The organism is Streptomyces spororaveus, from assembly GCF_016755875.1.
In the GTDB taxonomy this organism is placed as follows: Bacteria; Actinomycetota; Actinomycetes; order Streptomycetales; family Streptomycetaceae; genus Streptomyces; species Streptomyces spororaveus.
Genome location: NZ_BNED01000005.1, coordinates 7014225 through 7037570, shown reverse-complemented (window position 1 = coordinate 7037570; position 23346 = coordinate 7014225). Strand labels below are relative to the sequence as shown.

Sequence of the window (23346 nt, the reverse complement as noted above, 5' to 3'; positions counted from 1 at the left end):
CCAGGGCGGCCGACGCGCCGGCGCCGGTACTACCAGCTGGTCTTGCGGTAGAACTCCCACATCTGCATGACGGTCTGCGGGTCCAGCGCCCGCTCGGCGCCCGCGATGTCCTCGCGCGCCGCGACGTACAGCTTGCCCTGCCACAGGGGCAGCAGCCGGACGTCCTCGGCGAAGATCTGCTGGGCCCGCTCGAACTCCTGGACACCGGCCGAGCGGTCGCCCTCGCGGCGGGTCTTGGGCAGCAGGTCGGTCAGGATCTCGTTGGGCTCGTACGGGGTGCCGACCGCGTTCTCCTTGCCGACGAACGGCGCGATGAAGTTGTCCGGGTCCGGGAAGTCGGGGAACCAGCCACGGCCGAAGATCGGGTACTCACCGGTCTTGTAGCCGGTCTGGAAGGTCTTCCAGGGCTGGCTGCGCAGAGTGATCCGGAAGAGCTGGCTCTCGTCCAGCTGCCGCTTGAGCTCGGTGAACTCGTCGGCGGTGGAGGAGCCGTAGCGGTCGGTGGTGTACCAGAAGGTCAGGTCGACCGGCTGGGTGATCCCGGCGTCCCTGAGGATCTTCCTGGCCTTGGCGACGTCCGCGGCGCCGTACTTGTCGTAGTACGGCGTCTTGTGGCCGACGACCCCCTTCGGGACCATCGAGTAGAGCGGCTCGGCGGTGCCCTGGTAGACCTTGGAGACGAGGGCGCCCCGGTCGACGATCTGGGCGATGGCCTGGCGGACCGGGAGCTTGGCGACGGCCGGGTCCTTGGGGTTGAAGACCAGGTAGCGGATCTCGGCGCCGACGTTCTCGACGACCTGGACGCCCGCGTCGTGCGAGGCGGGGGTCTGCAGGTCCGTGATCTCGGCGGCCGACAGGCCTCGGTAGGTGGCGTCGACCTCCTTCGCCTTCAGCGCGGCGACCATCTTCGGGGAGTCCGCGAAGTAGCGGATGGTCACCCCGTCGTTGGCCCGCTTGGCGAAGCCGGTGTAGTTCGGGTTCTTGTTGAGGACCGCCTCGGCGCCGTCCTTGTACGAGTCGAGCACGTACGGGCCGGAGCCGGTGATCTTGTCGCCCTCGCGGACCTTGTCGGCCGGGTAGTCCTTGGGCGCGACGAGCGAGGCGGCGGGCGAGCCGAGGACGTACGGGAAGGTGGCGTCCGAGGTGTTCAGGTGGAAGACGACCGTCAGCGGGTCCGGCGTCTCGATCTTGTCGAGGGTGCCGAAGAGACCCTTGGGGCCGACGTTGGAGCCGATGGTCTTGATCCGGTCGAGGGAGTACTTGACCGCCGCGGCGTCGAGGGGCTCACCGTTGGAGAACTTCAGGCCCTTGCGCAGGGTGCACCGGTAGGCCTGGCTCGCCGCGTCCGTGAACTCGCAGCCCTGGGCCGCGTCGGGCTGGGGCTTGCTGGATCCCGTCGGGAAGGCCAGCAGGGTCTGGTAGACGTTCCGGTACAGCTCCCAGGAACCGTCCCACGCGGCCGCGGGATCGAGGGTGCTCGGTGCGCTCGTGGTACCGACGACGATCCTCTTCTTTCCGTCGCCGTCGTCCTCCGACAGCAGGCCGCATCCGGCGAGCAGGGATATGGACGCAAGGGCCGCAGTGATCTGCAGGCATCTGGTCCGGTTGAACACGTGCACGCTCCTCGATCAGCCAGGGGTGCGGCAGACCCTACCGCAGTGCCCCACGAAACCAATGGGTTGGTTTCGTGAGGCACTTGACCGGTTCCGTGCATATTCGGTATGCATTTACCTCTCTTTCGGAGGCAAATATGTCCGATTATCGGTCAGTGGACCCCGGCATTGAGGAACATTCCTCCGTCGACGACGAGAGTTTGCCCAGTGATCCATTCCGCTTGTGCAGATGTGAGGAACGCCGCTGCCCCGCCGATGTCCTCCGGCAGCCCGAGCCGGCCGAGCGGGTAGGCCGCCGCCGCCTCCTGCTCCCGGCCCTCGTAGAGCGCCTGCGCGAACTTCGTCTTGACCACCGCGGGGGCGATCGCGTTGACCCGGACCCCGGGCGCCATCTCATGGGCGAGCTGGAGGGTGAGGTTGACCATGGCGGCCTTGCTCATCCCGTACGCGCCGATGAAGGGCGAGGCGGAGACCCCGGCGATGGAGGCGATGTTCACGATCGCGCCGCCGTTGCCCTTCTGCCAGGCGTGCCAGGTCCGCTGGGCGAAGCCGAGCGCCGAGATCACATTGGTCTCGAAGACCTTCCGCGCGACCCCGAGGTCCAGGTCCGCCATCGGCCCGAAGACGGGATTGGTGCCCGCGTTGTTCACCAGGAAGTCGACGCGGCCGAAGGCTTCCATCGTGCGCTCCACGGCGAGGGCCTGGTGGGCCTCGTCGTGCGCCTTCCCCGCGACACCGATCACCCGGTCCGCGCCGAGCCGCTCGACGGCCTCCTTGAGGGTCTCCTCGTTGCGGCCGGTGATGCAGACCCGGTCGCCGCGGGCGACCAGCGCCTCGGCGATGCCGTAGCCGATGCCCCGGCTCGCCCCGGTGATCAGTGCGACCTTGCCGCTGTCGCTACCGCTGTACGTCATGTCGTACGCCCTGTCTGTCGTGGGGTCGTCAGCTGAGCGGGCCGCCGGCCACGTACATGACCTGACCGGAGACGAAGCCCGCGGCCTCCCCCGTGAAGAAGGCGATGGCGTTGGCGATGTCGTCCGGACGGCCGACGCGCTGGACCGGGATCTGGGTGGCGGCGGCCGCCTGGAAGTCCTCGAAGCCCATACCGACGCGGGCGGCCGTCTGGGCGGTCATCTCGGTGACGATGAAGCCGGGGGCTACGGCGTTGGCGGTGACGCCGAACTTGCCGAGCTCGATGGCCAGGGTCTTCGTGAAGCCCTGCAGACCGGCCTTGGCGGCGGAGTAGTTGACCTGGCCGCGGTTGCCGAGTGCCGAGCTGCTGGAGAGGTTCACGATGCGGCCGAACTTGGCCTCCACCATGTACTTCTGACAGGCCTTGGACATCAGGAAGGCACCGCGCAGGTGCACGTTCATGACGGTGTCCCAGTCGGTCTCGGTCATCTTGAACAGCAGGTTGTCGCGCAGCACACCCGCGTTGTTGACCAGGATCGTCGGGGCGCCGAGCTCGCTCGCGACGCGCGCGACGGCCGCCTCCACCTGCGCGCCGTCGGAGACGTCGCAGCCGACCGCGAGGGCCTTGCCGCCGGCCGCCGTGATGGCCTCCACGGTGTCCTTGCAGGCCGCCTCGTCGAGGTCGAGTACGGCGACGGCCCGGCCCTCGGCGGCCAGGCGTACGGCGGTGGCCGCGCCGATGCCCCGGGCCCCTCCGGTCACGATCGCGACGCGCTGCTCGGTGGTGGACATGCTGGATCTCCTCGCCCTTGAGAGGCGGCCGCCCAGAGGTGAGCAACCGCTTAGTAGCTTCAGCTGAGGAGACGCTAGGAGCCCTGGCACCCGGTGTCAACGCCATGCGGTGCCGCCCCGCCGCACCGGCACCGCGCCGACCCCGCGGCGGCACCGCGCCGCTCAGCGCACCAGCAGGTCCAGCAGTCGCTCCACCTCCGCCGCCGGATCGGCCGTCAGGCCGGTGTGCACCGGACCCGGCTGCACGACGGTGCTCCGCGGTGCGATCAGCCAGCGGAACCGCCGCCCCGCGTCGTCACCCGCCGCCTGCCCCGCCCCGGCGCCGCCGCCGCACACGCCCTCGACGCCGCGCAGGGCGGCCCGTACCCCGGCCACGTCGGCCCCGGGGTCCAGCGCGAGGAGCTTCGCCTCGTCGAGGTGGGTGCGCGCGGCGACGTACGTGTGCGCCCGGCAGTAGACGATCACGCCGGCGTTGAAGCACTCGCCCCGTTCCATCCGGGGCACCACACGCACCAGCGCGTACTCGAACACGTCCCGCTTGGTCACTCGCTGCCGCTCTTCTTCTTGTGGGTCTTGTGGGGCCATTCCGGCAGGTGGTCGGTGAGCCAGCCGGGGGGACCGGCGGGCACCTTCACCTCGATCTCCAGCGAGATCCTCTCGTGGATCGTGGCCGCGCGCGGCAGCAGCGCCTCCACATAGGCGCGGCGCAGCGCGTCGGTGGAGTCGAAGCCCGGCTCGTCGACCAGCCATGCGTCGGGGACGTCGGCCGCGACCTCCACCAGCAGTTCCTCGGTCACCAGCGGCGCGAGCGCGGCGGCCGCGGCGGCGATGTCCGGGCCGACCGGGGCCAGTACGTGGTCGGAGGCGTTGTAGGGCTTGGCGGCCGCCGCCGTGGCGGTGGGCCAGTTGTGGTGCCAGATCATGGTGGCGCCGTGGTCGATGAGCCAGAGGTCGCCGTGCCAGACGAGCATGTTCGGGTTGCGCCACGAGCGGTCGACGTTGTTGACGAGGGCGTCGAACCAGATGACGCGGCCCGCCTCGACCGGGTCCACCTGGTACGCCAGCGGATCGAAGCCGATCGAGCCGGGCAGGTAGTCCATGCCGAGGTTGAGCCCGCCGCTGGCCTTGAGCAGCTCCTGGACCTCCTGGTCGGGCTCGCCAAGCCCGATGACGGGGTCGAGCTGCATCTGCACCAGCCGCGGGACGCGCAGCCCCAGCCGCTGGGCCAGCCGGCCGCAGATGACCTCGGCGACCAGGGTCTTGCGGCCCTGGCCGGCTCCGGTGAACTTCATGACGTAGGTACCCAGGTCGTCGGCCTCGACGATTCCGGGGAGCGATCCACCCTCCCTCAAGGGAGTGACATAGCGAGTCGCCGCCACTTCTGTAAGCATTTTCCCAGGGTATCCGTTCATTCAGCCTTGCGTTCAAAGGAACACTCTCCTCCTGCGTGTCCCTTCGGCTTGGCAGCCTCGGGCCCTGGGGAGAATCTGGGGAGTTTCCGTCAGTGTCCCGCTCCCCACCGGGTATCGGGGGGATCCCCGGCCAGGGTAGGTGTCGTGATCGTCGCAACCCACCGGGATTCCGGGCGCGCTGACGGCGTCAGGTCTGACAGACGGACAGCCCGGGCCGGTGTCGACGCCTGGGCAATCGACACGCCACCCTGAGGTCGGAAGCCGCTGCCCTGGCCTATCGGTCCGGATCCTGCTCCAGCCCTCCATGGAGCGGGAGGGGGTCGGGATCGGGGTGAGATGCCAGGCCGGGTGGGCGCGCGGGGTGGGGGCCGTCCCCAGGAGGAGGGTGGTGGGGTCGGTCTGGAGGCCGGCGCCGAGGTGGACCGGGTCGGCCGGGACCACCGGCCGGCCGCGGGGGCCGCCGCAGCCGACGCACGCGGCGTGGGTGACGGGTACGTCTTCGGGGCGCTCCCCGAGCCGTTCGCCCGGCAGGATCCGCAGCGCCACGTGCGCGGTCAGGTATCGGTCGCGGTCCGCCGCGGCGGCGAAGCGGGCCGGCCGGGCCCGCTCCGCCGCTTCAGGATCCCCGCGTGGCGCTCCGCGTGCGCCAGCCCGGGGGCCACCGGGGCAAGGTGGACGTCCGGCAGGCCCGTCGGCAGCGGCTCCGGCAGCGCGTCAGCCGATGACATGGCCCGGCGCGGCCACCGGCTCCGGCGACAGCAGGTGGACCGCGCCCTCCTCGTCGTATGAGCCGAGGATCAGGAACTCGCTGGTGAAACCGGCGATCCGCTTCTTCCCCAGGTTGATCACGCCGATGACCAGACGGTCCTTGAGTTCCGCGGGACTGTAGTTGGTGACCTGGGCACTGGTGGCCAGCACGCCGGCCGGGCCGAAGTCCGCCGTGATCTTGTAGGCAGGCTTTCGAGCCGCCGGGAACTCCTCGACCGTCAGGATGCGGCCGACCCGGATGTCGGTGGAGAAGAAGTGGGCCGGGTCCGTCTGGGGCTTGGGGGTGGTGTCGTCGCTCATCTGCTCGCTCTGTTCCGAATCGTCCAAAAGTCTGTGGGGCTACGGTAGTTCAAAGGGGAGGCGGATCCCGTCGAGCGTCTGGGCGCAGCGGCAGGTGCGCTCGGCCGGCAGGAGTTCCACGGTCTTCAGGACGATTTCGCGAAGCCGCTCGATGTTGGCGGCGAAAACCTTGAAGACTTCGTCCTGGGAGACGCTCTCGTCGGCGTCCAGACCCGCGTCCAGATCGGTGACGAGCGCCAGCGAGGTGTAGCAGACCGCCAGTTCGCGGGCGAGGACCGCTTCGGGGGCGCCCGTCATGTTGACCAGGGACCAGCCCTGGGCCGCATACCACTGGGACTCCGCGCGGGTGGAGAAGCGCGGGCCCTCGATGACGACCATGGCGCCGCCGGTGCGCACCCCGGAACCGCCCGCCTCGGAGATCGCCGCCGTGCCGTGCGCGCAGTAGGGGTCCGCGAACGGCACGTGCACCGCACCCCGGTCGAAGAACGTCTGGATCCTGCCGCTGGTCCGGTCGACCAGCTGGTCGGGGACGACGATGGTGCCGGGCGCCAGCTCGCGGCGGAGGGAGCCGACCGCGCAGGGCGCGAGGATCTGACGGACGCCGGCGGCGCGCATGGCCCAGATGTTCGCCCTGTAGTTGATCTCGTGGGGCGGGAACTCGTGGTCGTGGCCATGCCGGGGAAGGAAGGCCACCCGGCGGCCCGCCACCGTGCCGACCGAGAGTGGCGCCGACGGGTCACCGTACGGCGTGGTGACCTTGATCTGTTCGGCGCCGTCGAGCAGTTGGTAGAAGCCGCTGCCGCCGATGACGCCTATTTCCGCACCGATAGCGGCCCGGATGTCCGCCGGGGTATCCGGCTGCGCGGAGTCGGATGTCGTGTTCATGGTCGTACCACCTGGATCTCGGTCAGGGTCTGGACGGTGGGGTGAGGGCCGGGCTCGGCGACCGGCGGGTCCTCGGGACGGTGAACCCGTACGGTCTGCCAGCCGGCTTCGGCCGCGGCGGCCAGCTCTGCCGGCGCGTCGCTGAGGAAGAGGATCTGCCCGGCCGGGACTCCGAGAGTGCGCCCGATCCGGTGGTAGGAGCCCGGGTCCTGCTTGGGCCCGGTGTTCTCCAGGTCGAAGTAGCCGTCGAGGTGGCGGGTGAGGTCCCCGTACGCGGTGTGGGAGAACCAGTCGCGCTGCGCGGGACGGGCCCCGGACGAGTAGACCCAGCGGCCGATTCCCGCGTCGGCCCAGGCCGCGAGCGCGCCGGGCACGTCCTCGTACACGTGCCCGTGCAGGCTGCCGTCGGCGTACCCCGCGGCCCAGATCAGGGCCTGGACCGCCTTGAGCGGGGCGGCCTTGACGTCCGTGTCGGCCCATTCGGTCAGGATGCGTACGGCATCCGACTCCTCGGCCGCGCCGGTCGCCCGGACCAGCTCGGCGTGGCGCGCCGTGCCCCTGTGCACGGCAAACCAGTCGGCGATCCGCTGTCGGGCGTAGGGGAAGAGGACCTCGCGGACGTGCGCGGCCGAGCCGGTGGTGCCCTCGATGTCGAGGACCACCGCCCCGGCCGTGAAGGTGGTCATCCGGAGGCCGCCAGCAGGGCGTCCAGACGGGGGAAGCGCTGCGCGATGGGGTCGCCCGTGAAGTCTCCGACCCAGCCGTCCTCGCGTTCGAAGAAGCGGATCGCGCAGAACTCCGGGACCGGGCCCATGTCGAACCAGTGGGTGGTGCCCGCCGGTACGGACAGCAGGTCACCGGCCTCGCACACGACAGCGAGCACCTTGCCGTCCAGGTGGAGGTAGAAGCAGCCGGTACCGTGCGCGAAGAAGCGGACCTCGTTCTCGGTGTGCCGGTGCTCCTCCAGGAAGGTGACACGTGCGGCGGCGGCCTTCTCCCGCCAGGCGTCGGAGTCCTCGGGGTGCAGCTGAACGATGTCGACGAGGCTCAGCGACTCGGCGGTGGAGAGCGCGTCCACCTCGGCGCGGTAGCGCTCCAGTACCTCGGCGGGGTCGGTGCCCGGGAAGACCGGGCCGCGCACCTCCCAGTGGCGCAGCACGACGGAGTGCTCGCGCAGGGCCGAGGCGATCTCGTCGGCGTCGCGGGTGCGCAGGAGCACGGTGTCCGGCGCGTCGTCCGGCATCACATGGAGCAGGGTCATCGAAGGCCTCCTTGGGCGTGGACGGGGGCGTGGGCGCCGGCGAGCACGATCTGGTGGCAGATGGACTCGACGCATTCGAGCCGGTTGCGGGCCTGGGACAGGTCCTGGCCCCAGACGGTCACCCCGTGCCCGGCGATCAGCAGGCCGGGTATCCGCTCCGGGCCGGCGTCCGGCACCGGGGCCCTGAGGTACGCCTCCACCTCGGCGGCGATCCTCGGTACGTCGGGGTGGTTGGGGAAGACCGGCAGGGCGGCGCGGGACGGGTCGGCCAGGCCGAGCCCCTTGAGGAGCTCCCACCCGGCCGGCTCGACCGTCCGCGGACCGTCGGCCGAGCCGGTGGCGGTGGCCACGGCGGTGGCGTACGGCGCGTGCACATGGATGACGGCGCCCGCGCCGGTGGCCCGGTAGACGGCGGCGTGGATGGCGGTTTCGGCGGAGGCGCGCAGCGCGCTCTCCTCGGTCTTCTCGCCGGTCCGGGCGTCTACGAGGACTGCGTCGGTGGCGGTCAGGTCACCCTTGTCCCGGCCGCTGGCGGTGATCAGGGCGTGCCCGGATTCACCGGGCAGCCGTACCGAGAGGTTCCCGGAGGTGCCGGGCATCCAGCCCCGTTCGTAGAGCTGCCGGGAGAAACGGGCCAGTTCCGTGCCGAGCCGCTGCCGGGTGGCGGCCGGGCGCATGGTCTCCTTTTCGGTGACCACGGCGGTGATCAGCTCGCCCGGGGTGACGTCGAAGGCGGGGTTGTACGCGCCGGCCCCGGCGGGGGCGACGGCGGTGCCCGCCACGTGGGTCACTTCGTGTGCGGACCGCTCTTCGATGACGATCCCCGAGCCGTCGGGAAGCGCCGGATCCCGGGTGGACTCGGGCGCGACCACGATGAAGGGGATGCCGTGGCGGGCGGCGGCGACCGACAGTCCGTACGTGCCTATCTTGTTGGCGACGTCCCCGTTGACGGCGATCCGGTCGGCACCGACCAGGACGACGTCGACCAGGCCCCGTGCCATCGCGGCGGGCGCGGCGGAGTCCACGCACAGCCGGTAGGGGACGCCTGCCTCGGCCAGCTCCCAGGTGGTCAGCCGGGCGCCTTGGAGCAGCGGCCGGGTCTCGTCGACGAGGACCTCCTCGACCCGGCCGCGTTCGGCCAGTTCGACGATCGTGCCGAGGGCGGTGCCGAGGGCGGCGGTGGCCAGCCGTCCGGTGTTGCAATGCGTCAGGATCCGCAGGGGGCGGTCCGGGGTGAGGGAGAGCACCAGGTCGGCGGCCTGGTCTATGGCGGCCCGGTTGACGGCGATGTCCTCGTCCAGCATGGCCAGCGCCTCGTCGAGCACAGCCTGCGCGCCGCCGCCGAGCACGCCGAGGACGCGTTCCACGGCCCAGGCCAGATTGACGGCGGTGGGCCGGGCGGAGGCGATCCGGGCGGCGTCGGCACGGACGGCCGACTCGTCCAGTCTGCCCGTCCGGGTGTGCCGGAAGGCGGACATGGCCACGCCCAGCGCGCCGGCCAGGCCGATGGCGGGGGCGCCGCGCACGGCGAGCGACCGGACGGCGTCGACCAGCTGGTCGACGGTCTCCAGCCGTAGCTGCCGGTACTCGTGCGGCAGGGCCCGCTGGTCGACGACGAGCACCGCCCCGTCCGACCACTGGAGTGACGGGCGCGGCGAGCGGGCGGTGGCCGTCGGTTCGGGGGTCATCTCAGTCCTCCGGATCGGTATCGAGCCGGCTGCCCAGGCGTACGGTGACGCACTGGCCCAGGCGGTTGCCGGTGCGGTTCAGGACGGTCGCGTCGACCGTGCCGAGCAGTCGGAGCAGCCCCTCCTCGCTGAAGGACTGGGAGGCGAAACCTCCGTCGCCCCGGAAGACGACGCCCCCGTACTCACCGGCGGTCTCGTCCAGCCGCTCGATGCCGCAGGCGGTGTAGTAGGCCCGGCGGACCTCGTGGGTCCAAGGCTGCTCGTTGAAGACGGAGATCACCCCTACCCCGCCGACCGCGGCGATGCTCGCGAGCACCTTCTCGGGCTCGGCGAAGTTGCCCAGCAGGTTGAAGGGAAGCAGCTGGAGCGGGCGCCGGCCGACGACCTCGGTGACCCAGGAGCCGTTGTGCAGGATGTCGCCGACGAGGGCGCGAGCCTGGCCGTTCAGACCCTCCGCGCCGACCCGGTGGGCCAGCGCGGCGATGGCACCGGGGCTGATGTCGATGCCCAGGTAGGGCAGGCCGGCGGCGCGCGCGACCTCCAGGGCCCGGCCGTCGTAACAGCCGTGTTCGACGAGGCTGTCGCAGCGGTGGCGGGTGGCGGACTCCAGGGCCGCGAGCCCCTCCATCTGAAGGTAGGACAGCAGTTCGTCGGGGAAGTGGGCGGCGCGCATGATGGCGGGCGCGCCGCCGTCGCGGTAGAAGGAGCCCACGGGGAGGGTTCCGCTCGTGCCACCTTCCACAGCTGCTGCGAATGCGGTGGATTCCAAAGCTATTTCACCTCTCGGAAACGCCCGGCGCCGGTTGGCTCGTGGGTCTCACTGCTCGGGTCGGCTGGGTTCATCGGTCCGCTCCGTCGGTGCGGGGCGGAAGCGGTTGATCGCGTCGAGGTGTCGGGCGCGCATCTCGTGGTCGCGTATGCCCAGGCCCTCTTCGGGGGCGAGGGCGAGGACGCCGACCTTGCCCTGGTGGAGGTTGCGGTGGACGTCGTAGGCGGCCTGCCCGGTGTCCTCCAGGGAGTAGACCTTCGACAGGGTGGGGTGGATCTTGCCCTTGGCCACCAGGCGGTTGGCCTCCCACGCCTCGCGGTAGTTCGCGAAGTGCGAGCCGACGATCCTCTTGAGGGACATCCACAGGTAGCGGTTGTCGTACTGGTGCATGTAGCCGGAGGTCGAGGCGCAGGTGGTGATGGTGCCGCCCTTGCGGGTGACGTAGACGCTCGCGCCGAAGGTCTCGCGGCCCGGGTGCTCGAAGACGATGTCGATGTCCTCGCCGCCGGTCAGCTCGCGGATCTTCGAGCCGAAGCGCTTCCACTCGCGCGGGTCCTGGGTGTTCTCGTCCTTCCAGAACTTGTAACCCTCGGCCTTGCGGTCGATGACCGCCGTGGCGCCCATGGCCCGGCAGATGTCGGCCTTCTCCGGGGAGGAGACGACACAGATCGGGTTGGCGCCGCCGGCCAGGGCGAACTGGGTGGCGTAGCTGCCGAGGCCGCCGCTGGCGCCCCAGATCAGGACGTTGTCGCCCTGCTTCATGGCGGCGCCGTTGCGGGAGACCAGCTGGCGGTAGGCGGTGGAGTTGACCAGGCCGGGGGAGGCGGCCTCCTCCCAGCTGAGGTGGCCGGGCTTGGGCATCAGCTGGTTCGACTTGACGAGCGCGATCTCCGCCAGGCCGCCGAAGTTGGTCTCGAAGCCCCAGATGCGCTGCTCGGGGTCGAGCATCGTGTCGTTGTGGCCGTCCGAGGACTCCAGCTCGACCGAGAGGCAGTGCGCGACGACCTCGTCGCCCGGGTTCCAGGCGTTGACGCCGGGGCCGGTGCGCAGCACGACGCCCGCGAGGTCGGAACCGACGACGTGGTACGGCAGATCGTGGCGGCGGGCCAGGTCGGAGGTGCGCCCGTACCGCTGGAGGAAGGCGAACGTCGGCACTGGCTCGAAGATCGAACTCCACACCGTGTTGTAGTTGACCGAGGAGGCCATGACGGCCACCAGGGCCTCGCCCGGGCCCAGTTCCGGCACCGGGACCTGGTCCAGGTGCAGGGACTTGCGCGGGTCCTTCTCGTGACTGGGGATGCCCTCGAACATGGAGGCGTCCTCGGCCCGCAGCACCATGGCCCGGTAGGACTCGGGCAGCGGCAGGGCGGCGATGTCCGCCGGGGTGCGGTCCGCGGCCAGGAGCGCCTCGCGCACGTGCTTCACGCGGCCGCCTCCGTCGTGCGGGCGGTCACCCGGACGCGGAGCGGACCGGCGGGGCGCAGGGCCATGCCCAATGCGACGGGGGTGGTGTGGCCGGGCGGGTCGTAGGCCTCGACGTCGTAGCGCTGAAGGACGGTGGCCAGCGCCACGCACGCCTCCATCATCGAGAAGTGCTGGCCGATGCAGGCGCGGGGGCCGCCACCGAAGGGGAACCAGGCGTAGCGCGGACGGGCCGCCTCCTGGTCCGGGGTGAAACGCTCCGGGTCGAACGTCTCGGGCCGCTCCCAGTAGTCCGGGTGGCGGTGCGTGACCCAGGGCGTGAGGTAGACGTCGGCCCCGGCGGGGATGCGGAATCCGCTCACGTCGGCGTCGGCGAAGGCCCGGCGGCCGATGATGGGAGCGGCCGGGTAGAGCCGCATCGTCTCCTTCAGCAGCTGGTTGAGGTACGTGAGCGCTTCCGTGTCCTCGGCCGTCACGGGCCGGCCGGCCAGGACGGTGTCCACCTCGGCGCGGGCCCGGGCCCTTGCCTCGGGGTGGCCCGCGAGCAGGTGGAGGGCGAACGCGAGGGAGGTCGCGGTGGTGTCGTGCCCGACCAGCAGGAAGATCAGGATCTGGTCGCGGACCGCGTCGGCGGTGAGCCCGGAGCCGTCCTCGTCACGGGCCCGGACCAGCAGGGAGATCATGTCGTCGCCGTCGTGCTCGCCGTCGGCAGCGCGCTGGGCGATGATCCGGTCGCACACGTCGTACAGCTCCCGCTGGGCGGCGATGGTGCGGCGGTTGGCAGGGGTCGGCCAGGTCCGGGGCAGCCGGACCGGGGAGACACCGCGGCGGAGCACGCTCTCGCCGATGACCGGAAATCGCCGTCGTATGACATCGATCGCGGTGTCGATGTCGGCACCGAAGAGGATGCGTGCGACAGCCCGCAGTCCGAATTCAGTCATTTCCGACGACACGTCCACGACGCCATCGGAGGATGATTTCCAGCCGGCCACGGTCCGAACGGCCTCGGCGCGTACGGCGGTGGCGTACTCGTCCACCCGGCGCCGCGTGAACAGCGGCTGGACCATCCGCCGCTGGAAAACGTACTCGTCGTCCTGACTGGTGAGCAGGCCGTTTCCGACGGATTCCCTTATCTCATCATACGTCGGATTGTCCTTGCGGAAATTCGCGGCCTGCGATCCGAGCACCTGCTGGACCCCGTCGGCCGAGAAGACACCGTAGACCTCGGTACGCAGGCCGGGCGGGCCGGCCTGGAACCTCACCACGTCACCCACGGAGCGCTGGGCCCGGAGGTAAGCCGCGAGGACATCCTCCCGCAGCTCCTTGAGCGATCCGAGAAGAGGGTGTCCGGCAACCAACGGTACTTCCCTGCTCATCGAGTTCCTTTCCGGCCGACGGATCTGCGGTGCGACTTCAGGATTCTTGCCACGGAAAGGACGCCTCCGCCAGGGGGGTTTACAGAGTGTCCGCATTTTTCTGGATCATCCAGGGACGGAATTCCCTGGTGTTCCGAACCGGGTGATGCCGCGCCTGGTACTGGGAGTACCAGGCATCTGGCTTTCTGGATGGCCCGGACCGTGTCTGTGCAGGGTGTGACCTGCAAGTCCATGTCCTGAGAACGACTGAGCAGGGGAACCGTGAATTCATCCGTGTGGTCACCGTTGACGGCCTACCAGCGAGACATCTGGGTGGCGAATTCGCTGTTCCCGCGGTTGCCGCAGTTCAATCTGTATATTTCACGCCGGTTTGCCGGGCAGGTGGATCCGGCGGTATTCGCCGCCGCCCTCGGTTCCGCCGCGGCACGGCATGACGCGCTGCGGCTGGAGTTCCGCGAGGTGGACGGAATTCCGCAGCAGCGGGCCGGCGCGGTCGCTCCGCGGGTCGAGGTGCTGGACTTCACCGGCGCCGGGCCGGATGCCGGGGCCCGGATCACCGAGTGGATCGAGGCCTCGTACGACCGGCCGTTCACCCTCGGCGAGGGCCCGGCCTGCGAGCTGGCGGTACTCAAGGAGGGCCCGGACGCCGTCCACGTCTTCGTCAAGGCGCACCACATCCTGGCGGACGCCTGGGCGCTGAACCTGCTGCTCGCGCAGACCGTCGCGGTGGCCGCGGGCGAGGAGCCGGACCGGGAGCCGGAGCCCTCGGCCCTTGCCGCGCTGGAGGACGAGGAGCGCTACCGCGCCTCCGCCCAGTACGCCAAGGACCGGGAGCACTTCAGTACCGCGCTGGCGGGCGTCGAGCCGCCGCTGTTCACGCGCCGCGCGCCCAGCGGGCAGCGCACCTCGGCCCGGCACTCCTTCGCCCTGCCGCATGCCGCCGTCGCCCGGATCCGGGAACGCGGCGAGTCGCCGTTCGCGTTCATCGCGGCGGCGTTCGCCGTGCACCTGTCGCGGACCCACCTGACCGAGGACGTGGTGCTGGGCGTTCCCCTGTTCAACCGGCGGGGCCAGGCCCAGCGTCGTACGGTCGGCCAGTTCGCCAACACCCTGCCGATGCCCGTGCGGGCCGCCGGCACCGACACCTTCACCGAGCTGGTCGCCGCCGTGCTGCGCGGCTCGCGCGAACTGCAGCGCCACGAGCGGTTCCCGCTGGGCGAGGTGCTGCGCGAGGTTCCCGCGGTCGGCGGCGGAGCCCAACGGGCCCTGTTCGACGTGACCCTGTCGTACGTGCAGTGGCCGGCCGCCCGCGAACTCCCCGGCACGACCGCGCAGACCACCGGCGCCACCCGCGCCCACGACCACGACGTGCTCGCGGTGGTCGTGAACGAGATCGCGGACGGCGAGGACGTCCTGGTCGAACTCGACTACGCCACCGACGTCTTCGACACCGACTTCCCGGTGGAAGCGTTCGGCCGGCACGTGCGGAACCTGGTACTGGCCGCGCTGGAGGCTCCCGACCGCCCGGTCTCCACGCTGACCGCACTCGACCCCAAGGAATGGGCCGAGCTGGTCGAGGGACACAACCGCACGGCTGCCGAGTTCCCCGAGGACGCCACCCTGCACGGCCTGTTCGCCGCGCAGGCCGCCCGCACCCCGGCCCGGACCGCCGTGACCGGCCCGGGCCCCGACGACCGCCTCAGCTACGCCGAGCTGGAGGACCGGGCCGCCCGGCTGGCGTACGCGCTGCGCGGCGACGGCGTGGAACCGGGTGACCGGGTCGCGGTCCTGATGGAGCGCTCGCCCGCGCTGCTGCCCGCGATCCTCGGTGTGCTGAAGGCCGGAGCCGCCTACGTGCCGGTCGACCCGGGCTACCCGGCCGACCGGATCCGGCTGCTGCTGGAGGACAGCGGGGCGCGCGCCGTGCTGACCGGCCCGGGGGCGCCCACGCTGCCCGAGGGGCTCGGCACCGTCGTCCGGCGGGCCGACGAGGTCCTGCCCGAGGTGCCGGCCGGGGCGCTGCCGGAGCTCGCCGGTCCGCGCAGCCTCGCGTACGTCCTGTACACCTCGGGCTCCACCGGCCGTCCCAAGGGCGTGATGGTCGAGCACCGGTCGGTGGTCAACCGGCTGAACTGGATGCAGCGCTGCTACCCCGTCGGGGAGGGTGACGTACTGCTCCAGAAGACACCCGTTTCCTTCGACGTGTCGGTGTGGGAGCTGTTCTGGTGGCAGCTGGCCGGGGCCGGGCTGACCCTGCTCGCGCCGGGTGCCGAGAAGGACCCGCTGGAGATGCTGGGCACGATCGAGGCCCGGACCGTGACCGTGATGCACTTCGTGCCGTCGATGTTCGGGCAGTTCCTCCAGCTGCTCGGGGACCGGCCGGAGCTGACGGGGCGGGCCGCCTCGCTGCGCCGGGTCTTCTGTTCCGGCGAGGCATTGCCGCCGGAGCAGGTCGAACGCTTCAACCGGATCTTCGCCGCGGCCGGCCTGCCGGTGCCGTCGCTGGTGAACCTGTACGGGCCCACCGAGGCCACCGTGGACGTGTCGTACTGGGACTGCCCCGCCGACCCGGACGTCGCCCTGGACCGGGTCCCGATCGGCCGGCCCATCGACAACACCGAACTGCACGTGCTCGATCCGTACGGAAACCCGCAGCCGGTGGGCGCCCCCGGCGAGCTGTGCATCGCCGGTGTCGGCCTCGCCCGCGGCTACCTGGGCCGGCCCGAGCTGACCCACCGGGCCTTCATCGAGCACCCGTTCACGCCCGGCGCGCGCCTGTACCGCACCGGGGACCTGGCCCGCCGGCTCGCCGACGGCACTCTGGAGTACCTGGGCCGGATCGACGGCCAGGTCAAGATCCGCGGCAACCGCATCGAGCTGGGCGAGGTCGAGCACCGCTTGTCGCTCGTGCCCGAGGTGCGCGGCGCAGTGGTGCTGCACCGGGTCACGCAGGACCGCGGCGGCTCCCTGATCGGCGCGTACGTCGCCGACACCGAGCTGGATCCGGCCGGTCTGCGCTCCGAACTCGCCCGCGGCCTCCCCGATTACATGATTCCGGCCCGGTTCGTGCGGATCGACTCGATCCCGCTGACCCCCAACGGCAAGGCCGACCGGCGGGCCCTGATCCGGACGGTGCCCGACCAGACCACCGGTGCGGCCGCGGGACAGTACACCGCCCCGCGCGACGCGACCGAGCAGGCCCTGGCGGAGATCTGGTCCGAGGTGCTCGGCGTCGAGCGCGTTTCCGTCCACGACGACTACTTCGTGCTCGGCGGCGACTCCATCACCATGCTGCGGGTCCGGGCGGCCGCCGAGAAGCTCCGCCTGGCCGTCACCCTCCCCGACATGGTCCGGTACACCACCATTGCCACGCTCGCCCCGCAGGTCCGCCCGGTCGATGTGCAGGCCGCGGCCCAGGCCCCGGCGCCCGAGCCGTTCGCGCTCGTCACCGGCATGGACAAGGCCCGACTGCTGGGCCTGGGCGCGGTCGACGCGTACCCGGCCACCCGGCTGCACCTGGGCATGCTGTACCACGGCAGCGAAGAGGGAAGCACCACCGTCTACCGGGACGTCTTCCGCTACCGGCTGCGCGTCGACTGGGACGAGCAGGCCTTCCGCGCGGCGTACGGCCGGCTGGTGGAGCGTCACCCGGTGCTGCGGTCCTCCTTCTCCCTCGGCGGGTACACCGAGCCGCTGCAGATCGTGCACCCCCGGGTCACCGGCGCTCTCGACGTCACCGACCTGCGCGGCGTGACCGAGGAGGCGGCCGAGGCGGACGTTCTCGCGCACATCGAGGAGCGCCGCCACCACCCCTACGACTACGAGCGTCCCGGACTGCACCACACCCGGGTGCACGCCCGCGGGGGCCTGGTGGACCTGGTGCTCAGCTTCCACCACGCGATCCTGGACGGCTGGAGCGTCGCCAACCTGATGAGCGAGCTGCTCCAGGACTACCTGCACGGCCTGGGCGCGCCCGTCGAGCCGGTCCCGGACCGGGCGCTGCCGTCCACCGCCGAACACGTCCGCCAGGAGCGGGCGCTGCTGGAGTCCGCGGAGGCCAAGGAGTACTGGGGCACCCTGCTCGACGGGGCGGAGCTCGTGCAGCTCGACCCGTTCGTGCCGTACGAGGCGCCGAACCCGGGCGAAGGCATCGTCCACCACATCGAGCTGCCCGCGGATCTCGAGCGGGGGGTACAGGAGTTCGCCCGGGAACACGCGGTGCCGCTGCGGCTGGTGCTGTTCGCCGCGCACTGCCTGACCCTGCGGCTGCTGTCCGGCTCCGCGGACATCACCACCGGCCTGGTCACGCACGGCCGCCCGGAGGTCGCCGATTCCGACCGGCTGGCAGGACTCTTCCTCAACACCATGCCGTTCCGGCTGGGCGGCGGGCAGGCCAGTTGGCTGGAGGTGGTGCGGGACGTGGTCCGCCAGGAGCGGGACTCGCACCCGTACCGGGCATACCCGCTCAGCGCGGTGCAGAGCGACCGGGGCGGCGCCCCCCTGCTGGACACCGCGTTCACCTTCGTCCGGCTGCACAACCTGGAGACGGTGCTGGGCACCGACCGGCTGGAACTGCTGGACCTGACCACCTACGAGGAGACCAACTTCGGTCTGCTCACCAACGCGATCGTGGACCCGCGCGACGGTCGGGTCCGGCTCCGGCTGAACTGCGCGGGCCGCTCCTACACCGCCGTGCAGGCCGCACTGCTCGCCGACGGTTTCACCGCCGTGCTGCGCCGGATCGTGGAACACCCCGAGGAGGCGCCGGGCTTCGACTTCCTGACGGCCGACGGCGAACTGCCGGCGAACCCGGCCCCCGAGCCGGCGGACGTGATGAGCCGGTTCACCGCGATGGCGGCCCGGCAGCCCGACGCGGAGGCCGTGGTCTTCGGCGGCGTCTGCTGGACCTACCGCGACCTGGACCGGGCCGCCGCCCAGGTCACGGCCCGGCTGCGGGAACTGGGCGCACCGGCCGGGGTCGGCGTGGGCATCGCGCTGGACCGCTCCCCGGAGATGATCGCCACCGTCATCGGCGTACTGCGGGCCGGTGCGGCCTGCGTGCCGCTCGACGTGAGCTATCCGGCCGAGCGGATCGCCCGGATGATCGAGCGGGCTGAGCCGTTCCGGGTGATCACGCACGCCGCGCACGCGGGCCTGGTGCCGGACCCGGAGCTGGTGCTGCCGGTCGAGACGATCCCGATGCCGGGCACGGACGGATTCGACGAGGCGGCGGCCGCCTCGGCCGAAGCCGGGACGGCGGCCGGACCGGATGCGCTGCCGCTGGACAGCCTGTGCCTGATCCTGTTCACGTCGGGCTCTTCCGGCGAGCCGAAGGGTGTGGAACTCCCGCACCGCCTCTGGGCCAACTACACGCAGTGGCAGCTGCGCGCCGAGACCAACGCGCCCGGCGCCCGCACCCTGCAGTTCGCCCCGCTCAGCTTCGACGTCTCCTTCCAGGAGATCTTCTCCACGATGGCGTGCGGCGGCACCCTGCACCTGGTCTCCGACACCGACCGCCGTGACCCGGCCGTTCTGCTGCGGATTCTGGACGAGCAGGCGATCGAGCGCTGGTTCATGCCGTTCGTCGCGTTGCAGGCCGTCGCCGAGGCCTCCGACCTGCTGGGGCTCCGGCCGCGCGCGCTGCGCATCCTGATCTCCTCCGGGGAACAGTTGCGCGTCACCGAGGAGCTGCGCCGATTCTGCGCCGTACGGCCCACGCTGCTCGAGAACCAGTACGGCCCGACCGAGACCAACATCGCCAGCGCCTACCTGCTGTCCGGCGACCCGGCAGGCTGGCCCGCGTTGCCGCCGATCGGCACGGCCATCGACGGTGCCGAGATCCACGTGCTGGACGACGGGCTGAGGCCGGTGCCGACCGGGGTGCACGGGGAGGTCTACCTGGGCGGCGCCTGCCTCGCGCTGGGCTACAAGGGCCGTCCGGACCTGACCGAGGAGCGGTTCGTACCGCACCCGACCCGGGCCGGGGCGCGCCTCTACCGCACCGGTGACGTGGGGCGGGTGCTGCCCGACGGCGACACCGTGTGGCTCGGCCGGGCCGACAACCAGGTGAAGGTACGCGGATTCCGGGTGGAGCCCGCCGAGGTGGAGATCGCCATCACCGCCCTGTCGGAGGAGTTCCCGGGCATCCGGAGCGCGGCCGTGGTGGCCCGTCGCCGGGGCGAGGGCGGGGACTCCTTCCTGGTCGGGTTCCTGCTCGGCGAGGAGGGCTCGGCCGACCTGGACGAGATCCGCAGCCGGCTGCGGGCCGTACTCCCCGAGTACATGGTGCCCGCGCACCTGGTGTGGCTCGACAAGCTGCCGATGACGCCGAGCGGCAAGCGCGACGACGCGGCGCTGCGCAGCAGGGAGCTGGACACCGGTACCGCAGTGGCACCGACCCCGCCGCGCGACGCGTTGGAGCAGTCCCTCGCCGCGATCTTCGGGGACATGCTGAACCGGCCGGGGATCGGGGTGCACGACGACTTCTTCGCCGCCGGCGGTACCTCGCTCACGGCGATGCGGCTGATCGTCACCATCGAGAAGCGGTTCGGGGTCCGGATGCCGCTGACCGCGTTCGTGGCCGCGCCGACGATCGCGATGCTGGCGGACAAGCTGCGCTCCGGCGAGGCGGTGGCCGCCTTCGACCCGGTGGTGCCCATCAAGACCGGGCCGGCAGACGGCTCCGGCCGTACCCCGGTGTTCCTGGTCCACCCGCTGGGCGGCAACGTGCTCTGCTACGTGCGTCTGGCCCGGCACCTGCCCGACGACCAGCCGCTGTACGCGCTCCAGGCCGCGGGCGGCGAGCCGGGCACGGTGCCGATCACCACCATGGCCGGGCTGGCCCGCAGTTACCTGGATGCGATCAAGCGCGTACAGCCGGAGGGCCCGTACCGGATCGGCGGCTGGTCCTTCGGCGGGTTCGTGGCCTTCGAGATGGCGCGGGAGCTGCGCCGGACCGGGGAGGCGGAGCTGGCGCAGCTGATCCTGCTGGACTCCATCGCACCCGACCCCGGCGAGCGGCCCGAGGTCGCCGAGCAGGCCATGATGGAGTGGTTCTTCTGGGAGCTGATCTGGGTGGACCGCGGCGGCAGCGCCCCTGTGGACCGGATCCCGGCCGAACTCACCACGGATGACGGGCGGCTGGACTACATCGCCGAGCGCGCGGCGGCCGTGGGCATCGTCCCGGTGGCCACCGCCCAGACCGCGATCCGCCGGCTGTTCGAGGTCTACAAGGCGAACTGGAACTCCCTGCGCGACTACAAGCCCGCGCCGGAACCGATCAACCTGACCCTGGTCAAGGCGACCGCTCCGCTGCCGGACGTGCTGAAGCCCATGCACGGCGCCGCCCGCACCCTGCACGCCGCACCCGCCAACGGCTGGGCCACTCTCACCGGCGGCCGGGTCGACGTAGTGGAGGTGCCCGGCGACCACCTGCTGCTCCTGGACGAGCCGTACGTGCAGACCGTCGGCCAGGCCATCACTCCGCACGACACCACCGAGATCGAGCACACCCCCCAGGAAGGAACGGCACACTGATGGCCGGCAAGAACATCAAGGCGATCGTCGTCGGGGCGGGTATCGGCGGACTCACCGCCGCCGCCACCCTTCGCAAGGTCGGTCTGGACGTCGAGGTCTACGAGCGGGCCCGGGAACTGAAGCCGGCGGGCGGCGCCCTGTCCTTCATGACCAACGCCGTGCTGGCGCTGCGCACCCTCGGCATCGATCTGCGCATGGAGGAGCACGCGGAGATCCTGGAGGAGCTGCACTTCCTCACCACCAAGGGCAAGGTCATCCGGACCCTGCACTTCAAGGAGCTCTGCGACCGGCTGGGTGCGCCCAGCTTCGGTGTCTCCCGCACGCTGCTCCAACAGCTGCTGCTGAAGGAGATCGACGACTGCCCGCTCGTCCTCGGCGCCGCCGCCACCGGCTACGAGCAGGACTCGGACGGGGTCGTCGTGCGGTTCCAGGACGGCCGGGAGGCACGTGGCGACCTGCTGATCGGCGCCGACGGCTTCAACTCGGCGATCCGCGCCCAGGTGGCCGGGCCGGAGGAGCCCCGGGAGACCGGCTACCTGTGCTGGGTCGCCACTCCGGACTTCACGCACCCGCGGGTGCCCAAGCAGTACGGCGCCCACTACTGGGGGCGCGGCAAGCGCTTCGGCATCGCCAACATAGGCGCCGGCCAGGTCTACTGGTGGGGCACCAAGAACATGCCGGTCGAGCAGGCCCGGGACTGGCGTGGTGGTAAGGAAGAGATCCTCGCCGCCTACGCGGGCTGGGCGCCGGAGGTGGTGGCGGCCGTCGAGGCCACTCCGATAGAGGCGATCTCCGCCTTCCCGGCGCGCGACAGGCCGTTCCTGGAGCAGTGGGGCGACGGTCCGGTGACCCTGCTCGGGGACGCGGCCCACCCGATGATGACCAGCTTGGGGCAGGGCGCGTGCATGGCCGTCGAGGACGCGGTCGTTCTCGCCCACCACCTGCGTGACGCCGTCGCCGCCGGCGACGACCCCCGCCGCGGACTGCGCGCCTACGAGGCCGCCCGCAAGCCTCGTACCCGGAAGATCGTCGAGGGCGCCCACGCGCTCAGTGGCCTGGAGCAGACCGAGCAGGCACTGCGCATCCTCGGCCGCGACCTGTTCTTCCGGTTCGCCCCTGCGTCGGTGCTGGACAAGACCAATTCCGAGTACCTGGACTTCACCCTGGAGGTACGGTCATGAGCCAGTGGAACGCGACGGCCGGAGCCGCCGGAGCCGAAGAGGCGGACCGCCCGCTCAGCCCGCTGGAGCGGTGGTACTGGATCTGCGACCAGATCTCCCCGCTCTGTGTCCTTTCCCACGCCCGGCTGCACGGGCCGTTCGACGCGGAGCTGGCCGCACGGGCACTCGCCGCCCTGCAGCGCCGCCACCCGCTGCTGCGGGCATCGATCGCCGCCGACGCGCAGGGCCGCAATCCTCGGTTCCGGCCCGCGCCGGGTCGTGAGATCCCGCTGCGAACGGTCACCGTCTCCGCCGAGAGCGGCGACGCCGGCGAGCGCTGGCACAGCGAGGCGAACACGTACGAACTGGTCACCGCCGTCAACTGGCGGACCGGGCCGCTCGCCCGCGCCCTCATTGTCACCCGCCCCGGCACCGGCGGTGGCCCGGACGTCCACGACCTGGTGCTGACGCTGCCGCACTGCATCGCCGACGGCACCACCGCGCTCACGCTGCTCCGCCAGTGGATCGAACTCGCTGCCGAGATCGCCTCGTACGAGGACGGATCCGGCGCCGGCCAGGGCGCGCCGGAGGTCCGGTCGGTGCGGATGCTTCCCGCCCCCGAGCAGCTGCTGCCCGCGAGCCACCGCGGCCTGGCCGGCGTGCGCAAGATCGTCGCCCAGCAGATCGCCGACCAGGGCGTGGCCAAGCGGGTCCGGCCGCGCCGCTTCGAGCCGACCCTCCGGGTCCCGTTCGAGGAGCGCGTCACCCAGCTGCTGCCCCGCTCGCTGCCGGCCGACCAGCTGGCCGAGCTCGTCGAGGCGTGCAAGCGCGAGCAGACGACGGTCCACGGCGCGCTCGCGGCCGCGCTGGCCACCGCCGTCGCGCAGGATGCCGGTGACCGGCCCGGTCCGCTGACGATCGGTTCGCCGATGACCTTCCGGGACGAGCTGGTGCCGCCGGTCCGCGAGGACGAGATCGGCTCGTACGTCGCCACCGTGCCGACGGTGGTCGACTACCGGCCAGGCGCCTCGCTGTGGCCCATGGCCCGGTCGATCAGCCGGGACCTGGCCCGCGCGCGGCGGCGCGGCGCGCCCCTCACATCGGTCGCCACGCTGCGTCCGGTGGCTCCCAAGTCGGTCGCCAGGAGCGAGCGGTTCCTGCGCTTCATGGAGGACAAGGGCCCGATCACGCTCTGCATCTCCAACATCGGCCGTTACGACTTCCCGGACACCGTCGGCCCCTGGCAGGTCTCCTCCGCCGAGTTCATCGCGGGCCTGTCCGTGAACGCGTACTACGCCGCCGCGATCAACACCAGCCACGGGCGCCTGGCATGGAACGTCACCCATGTCGAGGGTGCCGTGTCCGCGGAACGGGCCGAGCGCCTGGCCGACGCCTCGCTGGAGACGATCCTCACCGCCGCCAAATCCTGACGGCCCCTCACTTTCAGAAGCC

16 protein-coding genes are annotated in these 23346 nt (G+C 71.4%); 3 read left to right on the top strand and 13 right to left on the bottom strand.

Annotation, left to right across the window (positions count from 1 at the left end; genetic code table 11):
- Positions 1–29: 29 nt before the first annotated feature.
- From Sspor_RS34285 to Sspor_RS34225, 13 genes are all read right to left on the bottom strand, one after another.
- A complete protein-coding gene (locus tag Sspor_RS34285; protein ID WP_202202557.1) occupies positions 30–1613 on the bottom strand; it encodes an ABC transporter substrate-binding protein in 1584 nt (527 codons plus the stop codon).
- Positions 1614–1765: 152 nt separating this feature from the next.
- A complete protein-coding gene (locus Sspor_RS34280) occupies positions 1766–2527 on the bottom strand; it encodes an SDR family oxidoreductase (protein WP_202202556.1) in 762 nt (253 codons plus the stop codon).
- Between the two features lie 28 nt (positions 2528–2555).
- Positions 2556–3317, bottom strand: a complete 762-nt coding sequence (gene fabG / locus Sspor_RS34275; RefSeq protein WP_030009793.1) for a 3-oxoacyl-ACP reductase FabG — start codon at positions 3315–3317, stop codon at positions 2556–2558.
- Between the two features lie 162 nt (positions 3318–3479).
- Positions 3480–3863, bottom strand: a complete 384-nt coding sequence (locus Sspor_RS34270) for a DUF3037 domain-containing protein (protein WP_202202555.1) — start codon at positions 3861–3863, stop codon at positions 3480–3482.
- Positions 3860–4708 (bottom strand): HipA family kinase, encoded by an 849-nt coding sequence (locus Sspor_RS34265; protein WP_202202554.1) that lies wholly within the window; start codon positions 4706–4708, stop codon positions 3860–3862. Before Sspor_RS34265 ends, Sspor_RS34270 begins: the two co-directional genes overlap by 4 nt.
- Before the next feature lie 735 nt (positions 4709–5443).
- Entirely contained in the window at positions 5444–5797 is a 354-nt protein-coding gene (locus tag Sspor_RS34260) for a tRNA-binding protein (RefSeq protein ID WP_202202553.1), read from the bottom strand.
- 39 nt (positions 5798–5836) lie between these two features.
- Positions 5837–6682: an S-methyl-5'-thioadenosine phosphorylase gene (locus Sspor_RS34255; RefSeq protein ID WP_202202552.1), complete on the bottom strand. Its 846-nt coding sequence runs from the start codon at positions 6680–6682 to the stop codon at positions 5837–5839.
- A complete protein-coding gene (gene mtnC / locus Sspor_RS34250) occupies positions 6679–7368 on the bottom strand; it encodes an acireductone synthase (RefSeq protein ID WP_202202551.1) in 690 nt (229 codons plus the stop codon). The genes Sspor_RS34255 and mtnC overlap by 4 nt, the downstream gene beginning before the upstream one ends.
- Positions 7365–7943, bottom strand: coding sequence for a 1,2-dihydroxy-3-keto-5-methylthiopentene dioxygenase (locus Sspor_RS34245; RefSeq protein ID WP_202202550.1), 579 nt, complete (start codon positions 7941–7943; stop codon positions 7365–7367). Before Sspor_RS34245 ends, mtnC begins: the two co-directional genes overlap by 4 nt.
- Entirely contained in the window at positions 7940–9631 is a 1692-nt protein-coding gene (gene mtnA / locus Sspor_RS34240; RefSeq protein WP_202202549.1) for an S-methyl-5-thioribose-1-phosphate isomerase, read from the bottom strand. Before mtnA ends, Sspor_RS34245 begins: the two co-directional genes overlap by 4 nt.
- 1 nt (position 9632) lies before the next feature.
- A complete protein-coding gene (locus Sspor_RS34235; RefSeq protein ID WP_237404150.1) occupies positions 9633–10400 on the bottom strand; it encodes a class I SAM-dependent methyltransferase in 768 nt (255 codons plus the stop codon).
- A gap of 48 nt (positions 10401–10448) precedes the next feature.
- Positions 10449–11825, bottom strand: coding sequence for a crotonyl-CoA carboxylase/reductase (gene ccrA / locus Sspor_RS34230; protein WP_202202548.1), 1377 nt, complete (start codon positions 11823–11825; stop codon positions 10449–10451).
- Complete coding sequence (locus Sspor_RS34225) at positions 11822–13198, bottom strand: cytochrome P450 (protein ID WP_202202547.1); 1377 nt, start codon at positions 13196–13198, stop codon at positions 11822–11824. Before Sspor_RS34225 ends, ccrA begins: the two co-directional genes overlap by 4 nt.
- A gap of 261 nt (positions 13199–13459) precedes the next feature.
- On the opposite strand from Sspor_RS34225, the gene Sspor_RS34220 reads away from it, so the two are divergent.
- Genes Sspor_RS34220 through Sspor_RS34210 form a run of 3 tightly spaced genes read left to right on the top strand, consistent with a single transcriptional unit; the run spans position 13460 to position 23324 of the window.
- Positions 13460–20734: a non-ribosomal peptide synthetase gene (locus tag Sspor_RS34220; RefSeq protein ID WP_308445563.1), complete on the top strand. Its 7275-nt coding sequence runs from the start codon at positions 13460–13462 to the stop codon at positions 20732–20734.
- Positions 20734–21915 carry an FAD-dependent monooxygenase gene (locus Sspor_RS34215; RefSeq protein ID WP_202202546.1) on the top strand — a complete coding sequence of 394 codons (1182 nt, stop codon included), beginning with the start codon at positions 20734–20736 and terminating at the stop codon, positions 21913–21915. Before Sspor_RS34220 ends, Sspor_RS34215 begins: the two co-directional genes overlap by 1 nt.
- Positions 21912–23324, top strand: a complete 1413-nt coding sequence (locus tag Sspor_RS34210; protein ID WP_202202545.1) for a phthiocerol/phthiodiolone dimycocerosyl transferase family protein — start codon at positions 21912–21914, stop codon at positions 23322–23324. The genes Sspor_RS34215 and Sspor_RS34210 overlap by 4 nt, the downstream gene beginning before the upstream one ends.
- The last annotated feature ends 22 nt before the right edge of the window (positions 23325–23346 follow it).